Genomic DNA, 21490 nt, shown 5'->3' with positions numbered 1-21490 from the left:
TTGGAGAACCTCCCATGAATGCCCCGATCTATCCCGCCGCTCAGCACGTCATGGTGCTCTACACCGGCGGCACCATCGGCATGCAGGCCAGCGCCAACGGCCTGGCCCCGGCATCCGGCTTCGAAGCGCGGATGCGCGACTACCTGCACAGCCAGCCCGAGCTGGTGGTGCCGCAATGGCGCTTTCGTGAAATGTCGCCGCTGATCGACAGCGCCAACATGACCCCGACGTATTGGCAGCAGCTGCGTGAAGCCGTGGTCGATGCGGTGGATGTTCAGGGCTGCGACAGCGTGCTGATCCTGCATGGCACCGACACCCTGGCCTACAGCGCAGCCGCGATGAGTTTCCAGTTGCTCGGCCTGCATGCCCGCGTGTGCTTCACCGGCTCGATGCTGCCAGCTGGCGTGACTGACAGCGACGCCTGGGAAAACCTCGGCGGCGCACTGGTTGCGCTGGGCCAGGGCCTGGCGCCGGGCGTGCATCTGTACTTCCATGGCGAACTGCTGGACCCGACCCGTTGCGCCAAGGTACGCAGTTTTGGCCGTCATCCGTTCAAGCGACTGGAGCGTCAGGGTGGTGGCGTGAAAGCGACTTCGGTTCCGTCGCAGCTGAATTACCACCAGCCCAAACAATTGGCGTGCGTCGCGGTGCTGCCGCTGTTTCCCGGCATCGGCGCCGAAGTGCTGGATGGCTTGCTCGACAGCGGCATTCAGGGCCTGGTGCTGGAGTGCTACGGCAGCGGCACCGGCCCGAGCGACAACCCCGGGTTTCTCGCCAGCCTCGCACGTGCGCGGGACAACGGCGTGGTCGTGGTAGCCGTCACGCAATGCCACGAAGGCGGGGTTGAACTGGACGTCTATGAAGCCGGCAGTCGCTTGCGCGGTGTGGGCGTGTTGTCCGGTGGCGGCATGACCCGTGAGGCGGCGTTCGGCAAGTTGCATGGGTTGTTGGGTGCGGGGCTTGAAACGGACGAAGTCCGTCGGCTTGTCGAACTCGACCTGTGCGGCGAACTGAGCTGAATCAACACATAACCCTGTGGGAGCGGGCTTGCTCGCTCCCACATTGGGACTCTCACCCGGCATACAACTTGCTGCGCTCCAGCCACCCCAAGGCTGGAAGTCCTCATGCTCCACTCCCACCTCACCACGCTCAACGCCGTCTCCCTGGTACTCGATGCCTTCAAGGCACAAGGCTTGTCCAGCGAAGCGCTGCTGGCCGGAAGCGGCATCAGTGCGGCGGATCTGAACCGTGCCGACACGCGCATCACCACCAATCAGGAAATGCAGGTCTGTGCCAACGCCGTCGCCCTCAAGCGCGACATCGGCCTGGAACTGGGCCGGCGGATGCACGTTTCCTGCTACGGCATGCTCGGTTACGCCCTGCTCACCAGTGCCACCTTCGGTGACGCTTTGCGTCTGGCGATGCGCTACCCGGCGCTGCTGGGAACACTTTTCGAACTGAGCCTGGAGGACGATGGCGAGCGCATCTGGTTCGCCGCCGCCGATTACCGCGAGAGCCCGGCCATGGCGGTGTTCAACGCCGAGTTCTGCCTGGTGTCGCTGAAAGTCACCTGTGACGACCTGCTCGGCCATTCCCTGCCCTTGCTCGGCGCACGCTTCGAACATGCCGCGCCCGACTACGAAGCGACCTACGCCGAACACTTCAACTGCCCGGTGCACTTCGACGCGCGGAACAATGCCTTCGCCTTCGACAAGCGCTGGCTCGACCAGCCACTGCCGCTGGCCGATGTCATCACCCATCAAGCCATGGCCGAACGCTGCCGCAAACAGAACATCGAGTTCACCGGGCGTCAGGCCTGGCTGGGACGGATCCGCCAATTGCTCAGCGCGCATCTGAATGCCGCGCCCGGGCTGGAAGGGCTGGCCGAGCAAATGAACTGTTCGGCGCGTACCTTGCGCCGGCATCTCAAGGACATGGGTTGCAGCTATCAGGAACTGCTCGACGAACTGCGCTTCGAGCAGGCCAAGCAAATGCTGTGCGAGGATCAGTTGCCGATCTATCAAATTGCCGAGGCGCTGGGCTTCAGCGAGACCGCGAGCTTTCGCCATGCGTTTGTGCGCTGGAGTGGTGTGGCGCCCAGCCAGTTCCGGCCACACGGATAAACCTGTGGGAGCAAGGGGCGAATTTCGGTCAAATGTTTTGGCCGTATCGATCCCCTTTTGGCCTTTCCTGCCGTTCTCCGATTCGTCGTGCGCCGCAACACTGGGGGCAACCGAATCAGCCCTGCGGAGAACAACAAATGCTGACGATCTACTCTGACGATCACCACCTGCACCATGGCCGCTGTGAACTCATCGACGGCCAGCTCAAGCCGTGCTTCGAGATGCCTTCGCGCGCCGACCACGTGCTGCAACGCGTGCAGAACCAGAACCTTGGCCCAGTCGAAGCGCCAAAGGACTTCGGTCTTGAGCCCATCGCGCGCATCCACAGTCGCGACTACCTCGACTTCTTCAAGGGTGCCTGGACGCGCTGGACCGAATTCAACACCGACGGTGACCTGCTGCCCTACACCTGGCCTGCACGCACCTTGCGCCCGATCAAACCCACCAGCTTGCACGGCCAACTCGGTTATTACAGCTTCGACGGCGGCGCCCCGATTACCGCCGGCACCTGGCAAGCGGCGTACAGCGCAGCACAGGTCGCCCTCACCGCCCAAGCGGAAATCCAGCGCGGCGCCCGATCTGCGTTCGCCCTGTGCCGCCCACCGGGACACCACGCCGCCAGCGATTTGATGGGCGGTTATTGCTACCTCAACAACGCCGCCATCGCCGCCCAGGCGTTCCTCGATCAGGGCCACAAAAAAGTTGCGATCCTCGACGTCGATTACCACCACGGCAACGGCACCCAATCGATTTTCTACGAGCGCAGCGACGTGCTGTTCACCTCGATTCACGGCCACCCGGAAGCCGAGTTCCCGTTCTTCCTCGGCTATGAAGATGAACGCGGCGAAGGTGCTGGCGAAGGGTTCAACTTCAACTATCCGTTGGCCGCCGGTTCAGGCTGGGATACTTGGAGCGCAGCGCTGGAACAAGCCTGCAAAGAGATCGAAAGCTACGGTGCCAACATCATCGTCGTGTCCCTGGGTGTCGATACCTTCAAGGACGATCCGATCTCGCAATTCAAACTCGACAGCCCGGATTACCTGGCCATGGGCAAGCGCATCGCAGCGCTCGGCAAACCCACGCTGTTCGTCATGGAAGGCGGCTATGCCGTGGAAGAAATCGGCATCAATGCCGTAAACGTTCTCGAAGGTTTTGAAAGCGCTTAATGAGGAAGTAGAAGAATGAAAAGTCTTAAGCGTTTTATTTTTCCAGCCCTGTGCGCCACGCTGCTCAGCGGCACCGCACACGCGGAAGAGCGGACGTTGCGCGTCTACAACTGGTTCGACTACATCACCCCCAAGGCCCTGGAAGACTTCAAGACCCAGAACGCCCAGACCAAACTGGTCTACGACATCTTCGACACCAATGAAGCACTGGAAGCCAAGCTGCTGACCGGCAACTCCGGATACGACGTGGTGGTGCCGTCCAATGTGTTCCTCGCCAAGCAAATTGAAGCCGGGGTATTCCAGCCCCTGGACCGCAGCAAGCTGCCGAACTGGAACCACCTCGATCCCAAGCTGATGAAGCTGATCGAAGCCAACGACCCAGGCAACAAGTTCGCCGTGCCGTACATGTACGGGACCATCCTGATCGGATTCAACCCGGACAAGGTCAGGGCAGCCCTGGGCGCCGACGCGCCGGTAGACAGCTGGGACCTGATCTTCAAGGAAGAGAACATCAGCAAGCTCAAGCAGTGCGGCGTCGCCCTGCTCGACTCGCCTTCCGAGATTTTGCCGCTGGCCCTGCAACACCTCGGCCTGGACCCCAACAGCAAGAAGCCCGCGGACTACGCCAAGGCTGAAGCACTGCTAATGAAGATCCGTCCGTACATCACTTACTTCCACTCGTCCAAGTACATGGCCGACATTGCCAACGGTGACATCTGTGTCGCAGTCGGTTATTCCGGCAGCTTCTCGCAAGCCGCCAACCGCGCCAAGGAAGCCAAGAACGGTGTTGTTGTCGACATGCGCCTGCCGAAAGAAGGCGCGCCGATCTGGTTCGACATGCTGGCGATTCCGAAAGGGGCGAAAAACCCCGAAGACGCCTACACCTTCATCAACTACCTGCTGCAGCCGCAAGTGATTGCACCGGTCAGTGACTTCGTGGGGTATCCGAACCCGAACAAGGACGCCACGGAACTGGTCGATCCGGCGATTCGCAACAACCCCAACCTGTATCCGACCGACGCGGCGATGGGCACGCTCTACACCCTGCAACCGCTGCCGCGCGATGCCGAACGTGCGCGCACCCGGGCCTGGACCAAGATCAAGTCCGGGACTTGAGATAAGAAAAACCTCCTGCCGTTGCTGGCAGGAGGTTTTATTGTTAGAACTCAGGCCAGGCGATGCAAATTGGCCACCTTGAAAGTTGCTTCAATTTCTTTGTAAGGCGACTCTTCAATCAACTTGACATTGAATGAGCCAGAGAACTCCTGTTGATTACCTTCACCACAAATATGAGCTCGACCAGACTCCGCAGGATATTCCAGATTCGGCTCCCCTGCATTTTCTATCATATAGCCGATGGTGACTTTTCCATCGAGACTGACATCATGCTCTCCGTCACCAAGATCTTCATCCGCCGCCACCGATATATATCGCCGATTATTTCCCTCATTAATGACTCCCACCACAATCTTTACACCAAAACTGATAAATCCTTGAACGTCATCGGCGTTAAAGGCCGCACCATCAATCGTTGCAGTAAAGTGGTCGCCCGTTACCTGCCGCAGGCCCTGGCACCTCGTTGCTTCCAGCGCTGCTTTCAGGCACTTTGCGTGTAAATGTTTCATAGTAATATTCCTTGATGAGTCCAAGCAAAAAAACACCCGAATTCAGGTCATGACTTCATAGAATCGAATGATAAATAAACTTATAAAACGGCAATAAGAATACACAACAGAAATTATCGATTTCGCTTGCGTGCACACTTCCTCCGTTACGCACAAATTATTTATGCGCATTGATGTGCTCGGTCAATCCTGAAAGTGTTTCATATAACTTTGTTACAACTACAACTTCGACATTTAACCATGTAGCCTGGCTACGACGTGGTGGGTTACCTGACCAGAAAAAGGACACCACAGAACTGTGTCGACCCGGCGATCCGCAGCCCCCGTCGTTATCAAGACCTCGCACGTTTCAGCCAGCACGCCACACCGTCCGCAACCGTTGCAGCGCCGCCTCGATGGCCTTTTCGGGCACCGCGGCAAATCCCAGTACCAGACCGGCGCGTTGATCCATCGGGGTTGCGCAATCCGGCAGCCAATAACTGCTCAAGCCGTTGACCTCGACATCGACACTGCTCGCCAACTCGATCAGCTCGCGTTCACGGGCCACGCTGTCGACCGGCACCGTCATGTGCAGCCCTGCGGCGACGGTGGGTAGCTTGCCAATGCCTGGAATATCCAGCGGCCAACCGTTGAGCAAGGTATTGCGCCGACTCAGCGCCGCACGCCGCATGCGCCTTATGTGCCGCTGGAAATGCCCGGCCGCCATGAACTCGGCCATCACCGCCTGGGTGCTGACTTCGGAATGCCGTACGTCCACTGCACGTCGTTGCGCAAACGCCTGCACCAGCCCCGGCGGCAGCACCAGATAACCGAGACGCAATGCCGGAAACGCGACCTTGCCGAACGTGCCGACATACAACACCCGCCCGTTACGATCGAGTGCCGCCAAAGGCGCCAGTGGCGCGCCGCTGTAGCGGTACTCGCCATCGTAATCGTCCTCGACGATCCAGCCTTGGGTGCGCTCGGCCCAGGCCAGCAGCTCCAGACGTCGCGCCAGGCTCATGACCACGCCGGTGGGATACTGGTGGGACGGCGTGACGTAGGTCAGCCGACAATCATCGAGTGCTGACAGTTCGCTGCAATTGATACCCTCGCTGTCCACCGCCACCCCGTGTAACCGCGCCCCCGCCACGGCAAAGGCATGACCGGCCGCCCGATACCCCGGATTTTCAATCGCTACCCCGTCGCCGGGCTCCACCAGCAACTGTGCACAAAGGCTGATTCCCTGCTGCGCGCCACTGGTGATCAAAATTTGCTCAGCTGTGCATTGCATGCCCCGCGAACTGCGCAAATACGCGGCGATCATCCCGCGCAGGCGTGCATCGCCTGCCGGGTCGCCGTAGCACAGCTGTTGAAAATCCGGCTTGCGCCAGAAAGCCGCATTCAGCTTGGCCCAGACCTCGAATGGAAACAGATCGAACGCCGGGACACCCACCCGAAATGCCCGGGGCGGACCGCTCGGAGGATTGGCTAAATGGTTGTTTTTGACCCGGGTCAACGGGTCGTTGTGGATAACTTTGCTGGATGAATCCACAGGTAAATCGAGCCAATTTGTGGATAAGGCTGTGGGTAACCCTGTTGAAAACCCTGTGGATACTTTTGTGGATAGTTTTTTTGCCGGCACGGTTGCCTGGGGCAATTGCGCGACATAAGTCCCGTCGCCTACCCGCCCTTCGATAAACCCTTCGGCGTACAACTGATCGTAGGCGCGCACCACGCTGTTACGGGAAATCGCCAGCGCGGCAGCCAGATCACGACTGGCCGGCAGACGCGTACCGCTGGCCAGTCGTCCGTCGAGCACACGCGTGCGCAATGCCTGGTAGAGCTGACGACTCAGCCCCTGGCGACGATCAAGTTCGATACCCGCCGGGTTGAAGGTCAGGGACAGTGGTTCGCTGGTCATCGTAATGGACCCATGAAATTGGTCGTTAATGGCTCTTACAACAGACCAATAGCCTGCCTAGGATGCAGGCATTCGCCAAGGAAAATATCTCCATGTATACGCCACGTGCTTTTGCCATCGACGAGTTGTCCCAACTGCATGAACTGATCCTCGCCACCCGTCTCGCCATATTGGTGACCCATGGTGAAAGCGGCCTGCAAGCCAGCCATGTACCGGTGCTGCTGCACTGCGAACAAGGTTCGAACGGCACGTTGTACGGGCATCTGGCCAAAGCCAATCCACAATGGAAAGACCTGCGCGACGGCGCCGAAGCCCTGCTGATATTTGCCGGTGCCGACGCCTACGTCAGCCCTGGCTTCTACCCAAGCAAGGCCGAACACGGCAAAGTCGTGCCTACCTGGAACTACGTCGCCGTACACGCCTACGGCCGAGCCGAAACCTTCAGCGATGGCGGACGGCTGCTCGACATCGTCAGCACCCTCACCGATCGTCATGAAGCTGGCCGCGCCCAACCGTGGTCAGTGGCCGATGCCCCCGCCGATTACATCGACGGCATGCTCAAGGCCATTGTCGGTTTCGCCATTCCCATCGACCGTCTGGAAGGCAAGCGCAAACTCAGCCAGAACCGCAGCCCCGCCGACATCGCCGGTGTGCGCGAAGGCCTGGCCGCCAGCCCCGACGTCAACGACCAAAGCCTCGCCCAATTAATGCGCTAAGGAGGTAACCATGAGTCAAATCGACATTCGCCAAGTCACCGCCGGTGATCACGCGGCCTGGTTGCCGCTGTGGCAAGCCTACCTGCGCTTCTATAAAACCGAACTGCCGGAGGCCGTTACCCAAAGCACCTGGCAGCGCATGCTCGATCCGAACGAGCCAACCCACGCCGCCCTCGCCTGGGCCGACGGCAAAGCGGTGGGCATGGTGCATTTCATCTACCATCGTTCGAACTGGGCCATAGAGAACTCCTGCTACCTGCAGGACTTGCTGGTGGTCCCGGAAACCCGTGGCACCGGTGTCGGCCGCCAGTTGATCGAATTCGTCTACACCACGGCCAAGGCCGACGGTTGCAACAAAGTCCACTGGCTGACCCACGAAACCAACGCCACCGCGATCCAGCTCTACGAGCGCATCGCCGAACGCCCGGGTTTCATCCAGTTTCGCAAAGCCATCTAAGTTCAAGGAGAACAGCATGTCGATTTCACTCGCCGACTGGAAAGGCGTCCCGGCCCCCACGACTCAACTGATCGAAGGGCGTTACATCCGCCTGGAAAAACTCGACCCGGCGCGCCACGGCGACGACCTGTTCAACGCCCTGCAAGGCCCCGGCGCCGACCCGAAGCTGTGGGACTACCTGCCTTACGGCCCCTTCCCTGAGCGCAGCGTCTTCAACGACTGGCTGAACAACCACGCGGCCAGTAGCGACCCGTATTTCTTCAGCGTAATCGACCGCGCCAGCGGCGAGGTCCAGGGCATACTCAGCCTGATGTCCATCGTCCCGGCCCAGGGCCGCATCGAAATCGGCCACGTTACCTTCGGCGCCCCGATGCAGCGCTCGCCGAAAAGCACCGAGGCGGTTTACCTGTTGGCCAAGGAATCCTTTGCCCTGGGTTACCGTCGCCTGGAATGGAAATGCAACAACGCCAACGCCCGCTCCAAATACGCGGCCGAGCGCCTGGGCTTCAGTTTTGAGGGAGTGTTCCGTCAGCACATGGTGGTCAAAGGACAAAATCGGGACACCGCGTGGTACTCGATTCTGGATTCGGAATGGCCGGCGATTGGCGCCGGGTTCGAGAAGTGGCTGAGCGATGAGAACCAAACCGCCTCGGGTCAGGTTAAAGGGTTGGTGGAGTGCAGAACGCAACAGTCCTGAATCCATAAAACCGCAGTCTTCGGCGAAGGCCGCGGGTTGAATTTCGGGCGAAAAAAAGGGGAGCACATGCTCCCCCGAGGTATAAAGCGTTGTATCGCGGCTGTTAACTCAGCCTTCGATCTCGATCAGGATCTCGCCCGGGTTCACCCGGTCGCCCTTGGCCACGTGAATGGCGGTGACTTTACCGGCGATGGCTGCCTGGACTTCGGTTTCCATCTTCATCGCTTCGGTGATCAGCACGGCCTGGCCTGCCTTGACGGTGTCGCCCTCCTTGACCAGCACGTCGACGATGTTGCCCGGCATGGTGGTGCTGACGTGACCCGGTGCAGTGGCTTGCTTGCGCTTGCTGCTGCCGCCACCGACGAATTCGTTGAGCGGTTCGAATACCACTTCTTCCGGCATGCCGTCGATGGACAGGTAGAAGTGACGCTTGCCTTCGGCCTTGACGCCCACACCAGTAATGTCGACGCGGTAGGTTTCGCCGTGAACGTCGATGACGAACTCGGTCGGTACGCCTTCGCCACCAGCCGAGGCGACGCCACCGGCTTCAGGAATCGGCAGCAACACTTCAGGTGTCAGAGTCCCAGCGGCGCGTTCTTCGAGGAACTTGCGACCGATGTCCGGGAACATGGCGAAGGTCAGCACGTCTTCTTCGGACTTGGCCAGTGCGCCGATGTCGGCACGCAGCTTGGCCATTTCCGGCTTGAGCAAATCGGCCGGGCGAACGTCGATCACTTCTTCGCTGCCGATGGCCTGGCGACGCAGTTGTTCGTTCACGGTGCCCGGCGCCTTACCGTAACCGCCTTGCAGGTACAGTTTCACTTCGTTGGTGATGGTCTTGTAGCGCTCGCCGGCCAGCACGTTGAAGAACGCCTGGGTGCCGACGATCTGCGAAGTCGGAGTCACCAGCGGCGGGAAGCCGAGGTCTTCACGAACCCGCGGGATTTCGGCCAGCACTTCGCTCATGCGATTGAGTGCGCCCTGCTCTTTCAACTGGTTGGCCAGGTTGGAGATCATCCCGCCCGGTACCTGGTTGACTTGAACACGGGTGTCGACGGCGGTGAATTCACTTTCGAACTGGTGGTACTTCTTGCGCACGGCGTAGAAGTACAGGCCGATCTCCTGCAGCAGCTCCAGGTTCAGGCCGGTGTCGAACTCGCTGCCTTTAAGGGCGGCGACCATCGACTCGGTACCCGGGTGGCTGGTGCCCCAGGCGAAACTGGAGATCGCGGTGTCGATGTGGTCGGCACCGTTTTCGATGGCCTTCATTTGGCACATCGCGGCCAGACCAGCCGTGTCGTGGGAGTGAATGAACACTGGCAGCGATTGCTCGGCTTTCAGCGCCTTGACCAGTTCGCCGGTGGCGTACGGGGTCAGCAGGCCGGCCATGTCCTTGATCGCCACCGAGTCGCAACCCATGGCTTCCATTTGCTTGGCCTGGCTCACGAAGGCCTCGATGGTGTGCACCGGGCTGGTGGTGTAGGCGATGGTGCCCTGGGCGTGTTTGCCGGCGGCTTTCACCGCTTCGATGGCCACGCGCAGGTTACGCACGTCGTTCATGGCGTCGAAGATGCGGAACACGTCGATACCGTTGACCGCCGCCTTGGCGACGAAGGCCTTGACCACGTCGTCGCTGTAGTGGCGGTAGCCCAGCAGGTTCTGGCCACGCAGCAGCATTTGCAGACGGGTGTTAGGCAGCGCAGCGCGCAGTTGGCGCAGTCGCTCCCACGGGTCTTCTTTCAGGAAACGTACGCAGGCGTCGAACGTCGCGCCGCCCCAGCATTCCAACGACCAGTAGCCGACTTTGTCGAGCTTGTCGCAGATCGGCAGCATGTCTTCGGTGCGCATGCGGGTCGCCAGCAGCGATTGGTGAGCGTCGCGCAGGATGGTGTCGGTTACATGAATCTTCTTGCTCATTGTTCTATTCCTCACAGGCCTGCGTGGGCGGCGATGGCGGCGGCGATGGCCAGGGCCAGCTCTTCGGGTTTGCGCTTGATCGAGTAGTTGGTCAGTTCAGGGTGGCTTTCAACGAAGCTGGTGTTGAACTGGCCGCTACGGAATTCCGGGTTACGCAGGATTTCCTGGTAGTACGCGGCGGTGGTCTTGACCCCTTGCAGACGCATGTCGTCCAGGGCGCGCAAGCCACGGTCCATCGCCTCTTCCCAGGTCAGCGCCCACACCACCAGTTTCAGGCACATGGAGTCGTAGTACGGCGGGATGGTGTAACCGGTGTAGATCGCCGTGTCGGTACGCACGCCAGGACCGCCGGGCGCGTAGTAACGGGTGATCTTGCCGAAGCTCGGCAGGAAGTTGTTCTTCGGGTCTTCGGCGTTGATCCGGAATTGCAGGGCGAAACCACGGTGGTGGATGTCTTCCTGCTTCACCGAAAGCGGCAGGCCGGAGGCAATGCGAATCTGCTCACGGACAATGTCGATACCAGTGATTTCTTCGGTGATGGTGTGTTCCACCTGCACCCGGGTGTTCATCTCCATGAAGTACACCTCGCCCTCGGCGAGCAGGAACTCCACGGTACCGGCGTTCTCGTATCCCACGGCCTTGGCTGCGCGCACCGACAGGTCACCGATGTAGGCGCGCTGTTCCGGGGTCAGTTGCGGGCTCGGGGCGATTTCGATCAGCTTCTGGTTGCGGCGCTGGATCGAGCAGTCACGCTCGAACAGGTGCACCACGTTGCCAAAGCTGTCGCCAAGAATCTGTGCTTCGATATGCTTCGGATTAACGATGCATTTTTCCAGGAACACTTCCGCCGAACCGAACGCCTTGGTGGCTTCGGAAATGACACGCGGGAAAGCCTGTTCGAGTTCTTCGCGGCTGTTGCAGCGACGAATGCCGCGGCCGCCACCACCGGAAGTGGCCTTGAGCATCACCGGGTAACCAATGCGATCGCCTTCGGTCAGGGCTTCTTCAATTCCCGACACGTTGCCTTCGGTGCCCGGGGTCACCGGTACGCCGGCCTTGATCATGCTGCGGCGAGCTTCGGTCTTGTCGCCCATGCGGCGAATCACTTCAGCCGATGGGCCAATGAATTTGATTCCGCGTTCGGCGCAGATCTCCGCCAGTTCGGCGTTTTCCGAAAGGAAGCCATAACCGGGGTGCAGTGCATCGCAACCGGTTTCCACCGCCAGGTTCACCAGCTTGCGCGGGTTCAGGTAACCGGCCAGCGGTTCGGCACCAATACTGTGGGCCTCGTCCGCACGCTTCACATGCAAGGCATGACGGTCGGCATCGGAGTAGATCGCGACCGAGCGAATGCCCATTTCGGCGCAGGCACGTACGATTCGTACGGCAATCTCACCACGGTTGGCGATCAGGATCTTTGTTATCACTTGGAGTTTCCCTTGAGCCGGTGGTACCCACGACCTGCTAGACCAGGTCGACGAGTGACCAAATGTTTCAATTTGGTCGCAGGTCCACACTAGCGCCCACAAGGGATTAACAAAAATGAATAATTATTGGGTCACGCATAAGTAAAGACTTATAGTTGATTCACCAGCCAGCGACGAGAGCGACCATATAATGCGTAAGTCATTGATGCGTATGACTTTGCGTCAATTGCAGATCTTCAACGAGGTCTGTGATTTGCGCTCCTACAGCCGCGCGGCCGAGGAAATGTCGCTCACACAACCTGCCGTCAGCCTGCAGATTCGTCAACTTGAAGAGCTGATTGGTCAGCCTTTGTTCGATTACGTCGGCAAAAAACTCTACATGACCGAAGCGGCTGAAGCGTTACAGCGGGCCAGCCGGGATATTTTCGGGCGCCTGGAAAACCTCGACATGCAGTTGTCGGACATGCAGGGCTCGTTGCAGGGGCAACTGAAACTGGCGATTGAGTCCAGCGCCAAATACTTCGTGCCGCATCTGTTTGCCGCATTCAAACGCCAACACCCGGAAGTGAACCTGCAACTGACGGTGGTCAACCGTGGCCAGGTCATTCGGCGCCTGTCGGACAACCGCGACGACCTGGTGATCATGTCCATGGTGCCCCAGGACATGGGCCTGGAATTCCTGCCGTTCCTGAACAACCCGATCGTCGCCGTGGCGCCACCGGATCATCCACTTTGCCATATGGGACCACTGCGCCTGCAGGATCTCGAGCCCTACACACTGCTGCTGCGTGAGCCAGGCTCCGGGACGCGGCTGGCGTGCGAAGAATACTTCAAAGAGAAGCGCGTGCACTTCAACCAGACCCAGGATGTCTCGTCTGCCGAAGCTCAGCGTGAATGTGTGCTGGCAGGCCTGGGCGTTGCGCTGTTGACGCGCCACGCCCTGAGCCTCGAGCTGGCAACCGGTGGGCTGATCGAGCTACCGGTCGAAGAGCTGCCACTGTTTCGCAGTTGGTGCCTGGTGCAGGCCAAGGCGAAACGCCTGTCACCGGTGGCTCACGCCTTCCTGGCGTTTATCCGCAGCGAACGGATTCAGATCAGCGCGCTGGTTGAGCGTTTCGACGGGACGCCGAGGGAGATGCCTGCCAGAAATTGAGTTCCAACTCCGGGAAATCGCCTATTTCGGCCAGAAGCTGACGGCGTTCGCAGCGATCTTCAATGGCGCGACGGAATTCCATGCGGCGCTGATCTTCTTGCTGACGACGGGTTTTGACAGCGCTGTTGCGTTCTTCGTAGGGCATGGCCATTTCGAGTCTCCCAAGGCGAGTACGGGAGTTTCAAGATAGGCGCGGGGGATGACGGTTTGGCGGCTTGGGTGTTACAGGGAGATGAACATTCAGAAGCAAAGATCGCAGCCTTCGGCAGCTCCTACGCAGGAACGCGAATACCTGTAGGAGCTGCCGAAGGCTGCGATCCCTTGATCTTAGTCGTCCAACGCCTTCACCGACTTGGGCGACAGCCGCAAGCTGCGCAGGCTGCGCTTGACGCTCTTGAGGTGGTTGACCAGGCTCGGGCCACGCGCCATGGCCACGCCCATCGCCAGCACGTCGATCACCACCAGGTGGGCGATACGCGAAGTCAGCGGCGTATAGATTTCAGTGTCTTCATGCACATCGATCGCCAGATTGACCGTAGACAGTTCAGCCAACGGCGTCTGGCTCGGGCACAAGGTGATCAACGAGGCACCGCTTTCGCGCACCAGGTTGGCGGTGATCAGCAGGTCCTTGGAGCGCCCGGACTGGGAAATGCAGATCGCCACGTCGGTTGGCTTGAGCGTCACGGCCGACATCGCCTGCATGTGCGGATCGGAATACGCCGCAGCAGTGAGCAGCAGGCGGAAGAACTTGTGCTGGGCGTCCGCGGCGACCGCACCCGAGGCGCCAAAGCCGTAGAACTCCACACGCTGGGCCTGGGACATCAGCGTCACCGCCCGCTGCAACTCCAGCGGATCGAGCTTCTCGCGAACCTCCATCAGCGTATGCAGGGTGGTGTCGAAGATTTTCAGGCTGTAGTCGGCGACCGAGTCATCCTCATGGATCGCAAACTGGCCGAAACTCGCACCTGCCGCCAGACTCTGGGCCAGCTTCAGCTTCAGGTCCTGAAAGCCGGAACAACCGATGGCACGGCAAAAACGCACGATGGTCGGTTCGCTGATGCCCACGCTGTGGGCCAGGTCGGCCATGGAGCTGTGCATCACGGCCGCAGGATCGAGCAGCACGTGGTCGGCGACCTTGAGCTCCGACTTGCGTAACAGGTGGCGAGACTGGGCGATGTGTTGCAGCAGATTCAAAGGGCTGGACTCTTTGTTATTGGCAGGTGCCGGGGATGTAGCACGCTTGTAGTTATACTACATGAATCGGCTTTTTGCCTGCTCAATGCGTTACCGAATCCCTCGATTTCACGCGCGGGCACCTCATGTAGCCCTCGTCGACAGATGCAAGCCAGTGATCGATCAGGCCCACGAGAAAAAGACAGCTTCTGCTCCAGCCACTGGAAGTTCATATAACAATAAAATCAAACATACAAATTTACATAGTCCACCAACAAACACCACCATTAACATATTCAACCTTGCTACATTAATTTCGCAGGAGCAAAACAACCTAATCAAAAGGAACTGAATACAATGAGCATTCAAACAAAAAACTGGACAGCACAAATTAACCGCATGCCTGGCGCCACTTATTTTCGAGTGTCTGGTACCGTAACTGTTACTGACTCAGGCATTATGCCAAAGCTTGTGCCAAGCCAGGTACAAGACACTCCCTTCCTGCCTCTGGAACTGATCCTTGAGGATCAAAAAGGCATTTTGCCAGTCTTAACAGACAGAGTTGTAGAATACAAAATACCTGGAATCCACGCCGTAACCAGCGTTGGAATTTTTTATAACGGAGAATTATTGCACCACATTGACAAAGTAATAATAACTGACTAATAACTTGTCATTCTTACGCAATACCGGGCCTCCCGCCTAGCAACTAATAACGGGAGTGGGGATTGCGATAACAATTCATTCGGTGCGCTACTCTCTTGGGGATGGTCTGACGTAGCGATGTGTTTCTGGCTGACTTCGGTCACCGCCGATTTTGAAAGTGACGCATCGATCCAAAAAACGCTGAGATCACTCACGCCCCCCTGTTTTTTAGCCGTCGCGAGCACCTCGCGGCGGCTATTCCCCACACTAAGGCGCACCTCTACTGCATGGCTCAGTAAATATCGGCGGGCCATCCACAGATTCGACAGTGCAAACAGCGTCACCCGCTGTGCGGTGTTCTTGGCCAGCCACGAAAGCCTGTCTTCACATAACCGAACTGGCGCTTGATCACCCGGAACAGGTGCTCGACCTTCACCCTTACCTGCGCCTCGGCTTTTTCGATCTTGCGCCTGGCTTTGTACAGGACGCTGCGCTTGCGCAGTTTTTGGTAGGTGCTACGCCGGGCGGCAATTTTCCAGATGACCTGGCGACCTTCATGCTCGGGGCGTTTCTCCACGCCGGTATAAGCCACCAACTAGTGCTTTTCCAGCAGGCGACAGAAGTTGAAGATCGTGGTTTCGTCGGCGGATCACTGCAGCCGAACCAATTCAATAGCTGCACACACCGCCTTACAAATCCAACCAACTTAACTCAAGCGTGACAAACCACGGCTGGATATATTAATTCCGCAGGAAGCAAAAAAATCATTTAAAGGAGCTACCTATCATGACCATTAAAACCAAAGACTGGTCCGCACATATTGACGGCATGCCTCCCGGCACTTGGATCAACGTCGAGGGCACCGTAACCGTTGCCCACTCTGGCATCACTCCGAAGCTGGAAATGGCCAACGCCTGCGAACCGCGCCTGGAGCTTAAATTGGAAAGTTCCAATGAAACGTCACTGCAGGTTGAAACCGATAAGCGTGTTAGATATTTCGCATGGGGGAATTACAACTCCGATTTCAAGTTCACCAGCGTTAGTATCTTCTACGAAGGCAAGTTGCTGCACCATATTGATAAAATAACGTTTACTAGCTAAAAGCATAAACTGCTTCCGGCAATTCAGGCGTCCCGCAGCCTCGTCTGCCTGATAGACGGGACGCCACCGTCTCAGCTTGCGGCTTGCGTGTGCAGTAAACCCGCCAACGTCTCGGCCTCAACTGGACGGCTGATCAAATAGCCCTGTACTTCATCGCAGCGCTCGGCTTTCAGGAACTCAAGCTGTTCTTCCCGCTCCACCCCCTCCGCCACGACCTTCAGCTTCAGGCCGTGAGCCATGGCAATGATTGCCCGGGTAATCGCCGCGTCTTCACTGCCCTCCCCCAAGCCACGGATAAACGCCTGATCAATCTTCACGTAGTCCACCGGGATTCGCTTGAGATAGCTCAGGGAGGAGTAACCGGTGCCAAAATCGTCAATGGCCAGTTTCACTCCGAGATCACGCAATTGCTGGAAGGTTGCGATGATGTGCTCGACGCTGTCCAGCAACTGGCTTTCGGTGAGTTCCAGCTCCAGCAGTTGCGGCGCCAGCCCGGTCTCTTCCAGCACCTGCCGCACCAGGCTGACCAGCTTGCCCTGGCGCAATTGATGCACCGACAGATTGACCGACACCCGTATCGCGTCCAGCCCCTGCCGTTGCCACTCACAGGCTTGCCAGCAGGCCTGACGCAGCACGAACTCACCGATCGGGCCGATCAATCCGGTTTCTTCAGCCAGGCCGATGAAATCCCCCGGCGGCACGCGTCCCATGGTCGGATGATCCCAACGCACCAAGGCTTCGGCGGCATTCAATCGGCCAGTGGCCAGGCACAGTTTCGGCTGGTAAAACACCTTCAGTTGTTTGTCTTCGATGGCTTTGCGCAGATGGTTTTCCAACTGTAAACGCTCCAGCGTGCTGGCTTGCAAGCTGTCGGTGTAAAACTGAAAATTATCGCCACCCAGATGTTTGGCGTGCTGCATCGCCATGTTCGACTGACTGACCAATGCCGATATTTCCCGCGCGCTGTCCGGCAGCAGGCTGATGCCCATCGATGCGCTGACCACCAGCTCATGCCCGTCAATGGTCACCGGCAAACGCAATTTGTTCGCCAGACGAGTCGCCACCCGGGCCAGGCTCGAAAGGTTACCGTAGGAATTGAACAGCACGGCAAACTCATCACCGGAAAGGCGTGCGATGGTGTCTGCTTCAGGCAATGCATTCACCAGTCGCCGGGCCATTTTCTGCAACAACTGGTCGGCGACTTCATGCCCCAGGCTGTCATTGAGTTGCTTGAACCGGTCGAGATTGATGTGCAGCAACGCCAGGCTGCGGTAACCGCCCTGTCGCACTCGTTGATGAGCCTCGCTGAGTCGCTCGCGAAACATCGCGCGGTTGGCCAGACCGGTAAGTTCGTCGTAATGGGTCAGATAGCGCATGCGCTCTTCGGATTCTCGGCGAGCCGAGAGATCGGCGAAGAAACCCACAATATGGCTTACATTTCCCCGGGTATCGCGTACAGCATTCAGTTGCAGCCATTGCGGATACATCTCGCCGTTCTTGCGGGTTTCCACCAATTCGCCTTGCCAGCTCCCTTGCTGCTCCAGTGCCTGATGTATTGCAGCGTAATGCCGACGAGCATCGCGACTGCATGGCAACTCAACGACGTTGCGCCCGATCATGTCGTCGATGTCATAGCCGGTCACCTGACTGAAGGCTTGATTGATCGCGATCAGGACGTAGTTCGGATCGAAAATCACGATCCCTTCGCTGGCCGCCTCGAATACGGTTGCCGCCAGTTGCCGCTGCTCTTCCAGGCCTTTGCTGGCGCTGATATCGCGACGAGTGCCGACCATGCGAATCACCCGGCCGTTGTCGGCACGCTCGACTGCCCGCCCGCGGTCCTCGATCCAGACCCAGTGGCCATCGCCATGCCGCACGCGATACTCGATTTGATAGTCCTCGGTGCGGCCCTTCAAATGCTCGACCAGCGCCCTTTTCAGCCCAGGAAGATCCTCAGGGTGAAGGCGCGGCTTGAGGTGACGCAGTATCGCCGTGACCTGTTCCGGCTCCAGGCCGAACAATTCCTGAATCTGTGTGTGATGGACTTCGTCGGTTTGCAGATTCCAGTCCCACAACCCCAATTCGCTGGCTTTCAACGCCAGCGCCAGACGCGCCTCACTCTTGCTCAGCGCCTGGTTGGCGGCGTCCAGTTCCAGGCTGCGTTGAGCGACTCGGTTTTCCAGGTCGACCTGGATCTCTCGCAACTCGTCCTCGGCACGTCGGCGCTGCTCTATCTGAGTGGCCAGCTTCTGATTGAGCTGATCACTGCAGCTTTGCGCCTGCTGCAGATGCTCGATCAGTGCCTGATTCTGAAAGCGTCGCATCAAGCCCCGATCGATCAATCGATTCACCTGCCAGGCAACCACGCTCAACGCACCGAGCAGGATCAGCCCGAACCAGCCCCAACCTTGCTGCTGTTCGTCAGCGCCCCAAAACATATAGGCGATGGCCGGCAACAGGCAGGGCAAGGTGAATGACAGAAAGGCCGGCAAGCTGACCGCATAAGCCACGCTGGCCGAGAGCGCCGCGGCACCGATGAGGCCGAAGACCCAGGCTTGCTGAATGAAGTTATCGGCAGGAACCAGGGCAATGCCGGCACCTGCCAGCGTCAGACCGGTGAGACCGGAGCCCAGCAAAAACATCCGTCGCCAAATGGGATGGGCCTGACGGTTGGGAATGGCCGAGTCGAAGGCTGCGACCTGAATCACCCGCAATGCCACCAACGACAACAACCACACCAGCCAGACACTGACCAGAAAATAGCGCTGCGGGCTCCAGAGCAAACCGGCGCAGACCAGGCCATTGATCAGCATGAACAACGTGGGCAGCAGCGAACCTTGATACAACAGGCGCGTGCGTTCGACCGCCATTTCCATGGCGTACTGTTTACGGATCACCCGAGGCTCCACAGTGGGGCCCGACAGGTCGAAGCTGAGGGTCATAGGCGATGTTCTTGTTCTTATAATGATGAGCATGTGCCCGAAACTGCTCGGAGCATACACAAGCAATTGCCCGGACCAAACTGCTGCTGATCAATAAATCGCCAAATTTTTCGGCTGCCGATGCCGCTGAAAATGCTCAAGGCACGCCCCGCCAACGCCTGCAGCCGATGACTGACCAGTCGTCCTTCGCATAACTTTCATCGGTTAAAGCAAAGCTGGGTTTGCCCGGTGTGTCGCGGCCCCCTAGAATGCCCCGATGCGCGATGATCTCTCCCTTCTGCTGAACTCCCTCAACGATGCCCAACGTCAGGCCGTAGCGGCCCCCGTGGGTCGTCAGTTGGTCCTGGCCGGTGCTGGTTCCGGTAAAACCCGAGTGCTGGTGCACCGTATCGCCTGGTTGATCCAGGTCGAAAACGCCTCGCCCCACTCCATCCTGTCGGTGACCTTCACCAACAAGGCCGCTGCCGAGATGCGCCAGCGCATCGAGCAACTGATGGGTATTAACCCGGCCGGTATGTGGGTCGGCACCTTCCACGGCCTGGCGCACCGCCTTCTGCGGGCGCACTGGCAGGAAGCGGGCTTGAGCCAGACCTTCCAGATTCTCGACAGCGATGATCAGCAACGACTGGTCAAGCGGGTGATCCGCGAACTCGGCCTGGACGAACAGCGCTGGCCGGCCCGTCAGGCCCAATGGTTCATCAACGGTCAGAAAGACGAAGGCCTGCGCCCTCAACACATCCAGGCCAGCGGTGACCTGTTCCTGGCGACCATGCGCGGCATCTATGAAGCCTACGAGGCCGCCTGCCTGCGTGCGGGTGTCATCGACTTCTCCGAATTGCTGCTGCGCGCCCTCGATCTGTGGCGTGATCACCCAGGCCTGCTCGCTCACTATCAAAAGCGCTTCCGGCACATCCTGGTGGACGAGTTCCAGGACACCAACGCCGTGCAATACGCCTGGTTGCGCCTGCTGGCCAAGGGTGGCGACAGCCTGATGGTCGTAGGCGACGATGACCAGTCGATCTACGGCTGGCGCGGCGCGAAAATCGAGAACATCTACCAGTATTCCGAAGACTTCCCGGACGCCGAAACCATTCGCCTGGAGCAAAACTATCGCTCCACCGCCGGCATCCTGAAAGCTGCCAACGCCTTGATCGCCAATAACACCGGACGCCTGGGCAAAGAGCTGTGGACAGACGGCGGCGAAGGCGAAGCGATCAACCTGTACGCAGCCTTCAACGAACACGACGAAGCACGCTACGTTGTCGAAACTATAGAAAGCGCGCTGAAAACCGGCTTGTCTCGTAGCGATATCGCGATTTTGTACCGCTCCAACGCCCAATCGCGGGTTCTGGAAGAAGCCTTGCTGCGCGAGCGCATTCCCTACCGTATCTATGGCGGCCAGCGCTTCTTCGAACGCGCCGAAATCAAGAACGCCATGGCCTACCTGCGCTTGCTTGAAGGTCGTGGCAACGACGCCGCGCTGGAACGGGTGATCAACGTGCCGGCCCGTGGCATCGGAGAAAAAACCGTCGAAGCGATCCGCGACCATGCGCGCCACAGCGATGTGTCGATGTGGGAAGCGATGCGCCAACTGGTGGCCAACAAAGGCCTGACCGGTCGTGCGGCCGGCGCCCTTGGCGCGTTTATCGAGCTGATCGAGAACCTCGCCGCCAAGTGCATGGAAATGCCACTGCACCTGATGACCCAGACCGTCATCGAGCAGTCGGGGCTGATCGCCTATCACGAAGCGGAAAAAGGCGAGAAAGGCCAGGCCCGGGTAGAAAACCTTGAGGAACTGGTCAGCGCCGCACGCAATTTCGAAAACAGCGAGGAAGACGAAGAGCTGACGCCATTGGCAGCGTTCCTCGGTCACGCATCGCTGGAGGCCGGCGACACCCAGGCCGACGAGCACGAAGACAGCATCCAGTTGATGACTCTGCACAGCGCCAAAGGCCTGGAATTCCCTTACGTGTTCCTGGTGGGCATGGAAGAAGGCCTGTTCCCGCACAAGATGAGCCTGGAAGAACCCGGCCGCCTTGAGGAAGAACGTCGTCTGGCCTACGTAGGCATCACCCGGGCCATGCAGAACCTGGTGATGACCTATGCCGAGACCCGACGCCTCTATGGCAGCGAGACCTACAACAAGGTGTCGCGTTTCGTACGCGAAGTTCCGAAAGGCCTGATTCAGGAGGTGCGGCTGTCCAACAGCGTCAGCCGCCCGTTTGGTGGCAACCAGTCGATGAGTGGCAGCAACCTGTTCAGCGGCAGCGAGATTCCGCAGACCGGCTTCAGCCTGGGCCAGACCGTACGCCACTCGGTGTTTGGCGATGGCGTGATCCTCAACTTCGAAGGCGCCGGGGCCCAGGCCCGGGTGCAGGTGAACTTCAGCGAAGGCAGCAAGTGGCTGATGCTGGGTTACGCCAAGCTGGAAGCTATTTAAGGTCA

At 59.0% G+C, this 21490-nt stretch carries 18 protein-coding genes and 1 pseudogene; 11 read left to right on the top strand and 8 right to left on the bottom strand.

Annotated elements, in window-relative coordinates; genetic code table 11:
* Positions 1–14: 14 nt before the first annotated feature.
* The 4 genes from ASD95_RS00885 (at position 15) to ASD95_RS00870 (ending at position 4405) form a co-directional block, all read left to right on the top strand.
* Positions 15–1019, top strand: a complete 1005-nt coding sequence (locus tag ASD95_RS00885; RefSeq protein ID WP_056726825.1) for an asparaginase — start codon at positions 15–17, stop codon at positions 1017–1019.
* A gap of 105 nt (positions 1020–1124) precedes the next feature.
* The gene (locus ASD95_RS00880; RefSeq protein ID WP_056726824.1) at positions 1125–2123 is read left to right on the top strand and encodes an AraC family transcriptional regulator; all 999 of its coding nucleotides are present in this window, start codon (positions 1125–1127) and stop codon (positions 2121–2123) included.
* A gap of 137 nt (positions 2124–2260) precedes the next feature.
* Positions 2261–3289 carry a histone deacetylase family protein gene (locus ASD95_RS00875; protein ID WP_056726823.1) on the top strand — a complete coding sequence of 343 codons (1029 nt, stop codon included), beginning with the start codon at positions 2261–2263 and terminating at the stop codon, positions 3287–3289.
* Between the two features lie 15 nt (positions 3290–3304).
* Positions 3305–4405: a polyamine ABC transporter substrate-binding protein gene (locus ASD95_RS00870; protein ID WP_056726822.1), complete on the top strand. Its 1101-nt coding sequence runs from the start codon at positions 3305–3307 to the stop codon at positions 4403–4405.
* A 50-nt stretch (positions 4406–4455) separates the two neighbouring features.
* Here ASD95_RS00870 and ASD95_RS00865 read toward each other — a convergent pair whose 3' ends face one another.
* Positions 4456–4914: a hypothetical protein gene (locus ASD95_RS00865; protein WP_056726821.1), complete on the bottom strand. Its 459-nt coding sequence runs from the start codon at positions 4912–4914 to the stop codon at positions 4456–4458.
* A gap of 349 nt (positions 4915–5263) precedes the next feature.
* Positions 5264–6817: a MocR-like pyridoxine biosynthesis transcription factor PdxR gene (gene pdxR / locus ASD95_RS00860; protein ID WP_056726820.1), complete on the bottom strand. Its 1554-nt coding sequence runs from the start codon at positions 6815–6817 to the stop codon at positions 5264–5266.
* Positions 6818–6909: 92 nt separating this feature from the next.
* Here pdxR and ASD95_RS00855 point away from each other — a divergent pair, with 92 nt between their 5' ends.
* The 3 genes from ASD95_RS00855 to ASD95_RS00845 are packed head-to-tail and all read left to right on the top strand — an operon-like array spanning position 6910 to position 8687.
* Positions 6910–7533 (top strand): FMN-binding negative transcriptional regulator, encoded by a 624-nt coding sequence (locus ASD95_RS00855; RefSeq protein ID WP_056726819.1) that lies wholly within the window; start codon positions 6910–6912, stop codon positions 7531–7533.
* Between the two features lie 10 nt (positions 7534–7543).
* Positions 7544–7990 (top strand): GNAT family N-acetyltransferase, encoded by a 447-nt coding sequence (locus ASD95_RS00850; protein ID WP_056726818.1) that lies wholly within the window; start codon positions 7544–7546, stop codon positions 7988–7990.
* Positions 7991–8006: 16 nt separating this feature from the next.
* A complete protein-coding gene (locus ASD95_RS00845) occupies positions 8007–8687 on the top strand; it encodes a GNAT family N-acetyltransferase (RefSeq protein WP_056726817.1) in 681 nt (226 codons plus the stop codon).
* A 108-nt stretch (positions 8688–8795) separates the two neighbouring features.
* Here ASD95_RS00845 and oadA read toward each other — a convergent pair whose 3' ends face one another.
* Both oadA and ASD95_RS00835 read right to left on the bottom strand, forming a co-directional pair.
* Complete coding sequence (oadA, locus tag ASD95_RS00840; protein WP_056726816.1) at positions 8796–10604, bottom strand: sodium-extruding oxaloacetate decarboxylase subunit alpha; 1809 nt, start codon at positions 10602–10604, stop codon at positions 8796–8798.
* 11 nt (positions 10605–10615) lie between these two features.
* Positions 10616–12031, bottom strand: coding sequence for an acetyl-CoA carboxylase biotin carboxylase subunit (locus ASD95_RS00835; protein WP_008045577.1), 1416 nt, complete (start codon positions 12029–12031; stop codon positions 10616–10618).
* A 190-nt stretch (positions 12032–12221) separates the two neighbouring features.
* Here ASD95_RS00835 and ASD95_RS00830 point away from each other — a divergent pair, with 190 nt between their 5' ends.
* Entirely contained in the window at positions 12222–13184 is a 963-nt protein-coding gene (locus ASD95_RS00830; protein ID WP_056726815.1) for a LysR family transcriptional regulator, read from the top strand.
* Here ASD95_RS00830 and ASD95_RS28190 read toward each other — a convergent pair.
* Positions 13126–13335, bottom strand: a complete 210-nt coding sequence (locus ASD95_RS28190; RefSeq protein ID WP_046038865.1) for a PA3496 family putative envelope integrity protein — start codon at positions 13333–13335, stop codon at positions 13126–13128. The two genes, ASD95_RS00830 and ASD95_RS28190, sit on opposite strands and share 59 nt — an antisense overlap.
* Positions 13336–13511: 176 nt before the next feature.
* Positions 13512–14378, bottom strand: coding sequence for a transcriptional regulator HexR (gene hexR / locus ASD95_RS00825; RefSeq protein WP_007954250.1), 867 nt, complete (start codon positions 14376–14378; stop codon positions 13512–13514).
* Between the two features lie 336 nt (positions 14379–14714).
* Between hexR and ASD95_RS00820 the strand changes: the two genes are divergently transcribed.
* Positions 14715–15023, top strand: coding sequence for a hypothetical protein (locus tag ASD95_RS00820; RefSeq protein ID WP_056726814.1), 309 nt, complete (start codon positions 14715–14717; stop codon positions 15021–15023).
* Positions 15024–15271: 248 nt separating this feature from the next.
* Here the strand turns inward: ASD95_RS00820 and ASD95_RS00815 are convergent.
* Positions 15272–15588 (bottom strand): annotated as a pseudogene (locus ASD95_RS00815) (transposase); the annotation flags it as partial.
* 200 nt (positions 15589–15788) lie between these two features.
* On the opposite strand from ASD95_RS00815, the gene ASD95_RS00810 reads away from it, so the two are divergent.
* On the top strand, positions 15789–16103 hold the full coding sequence (locus ASD95_RS00810; protein ID WP_056726812.1) for a hypothetical protein: 315 nt from the start codon (positions 15789–15791) through the stop codon (positions 16101–16103).
* A gap of 71 nt (positions 16104–16174) precedes the next feature.
* Here ASD95_RS00810 and ASD95_RS00805 read toward each other — a convergent pair whose 3' ends face one another.
* Positions 16175–19045, bottom strand: a complete 2871-nt coding sequence (locus ASD95_RS00805; protein WP_056726811.1) for an EAL domain-containing protein — start codon at positions 19043–19045, stop codon at positions 16175–16177.
* Between the two features lie 256 nt (positions 19046–19301).
* Between ASD95_RS00805 and uvrD the strand changes: the two genes are divergently transcribed.
* Positions 19302–21485 (top strand): DNA helicase II, encoded by a 2184-nt coding sequence (uvrD, locus tag ASD95_RS00800; RefSeq protein ID WP_056726810.1) that lies wholly within the window; start codon positions 19302–19304, stop codon positions 21483–21485.
* The last annotated feature ends 5 nt before the right edge of the window (positions 21486–21490 follow it).

The sequence above is a fragment of the Pseudomonas sp. Root71 genome (assembly GCF_001429045.1).
GTDB lineage: Bacteria > Pseudomonadota > Gammaproteobacteria > Pseudomonadales > Pseudomonadaceae > Aquipseudomonas > Aquipseudomonas monachiensis.
This window is presented reverse-complemented; position numbering and strand designations above follow the sequence as displayed.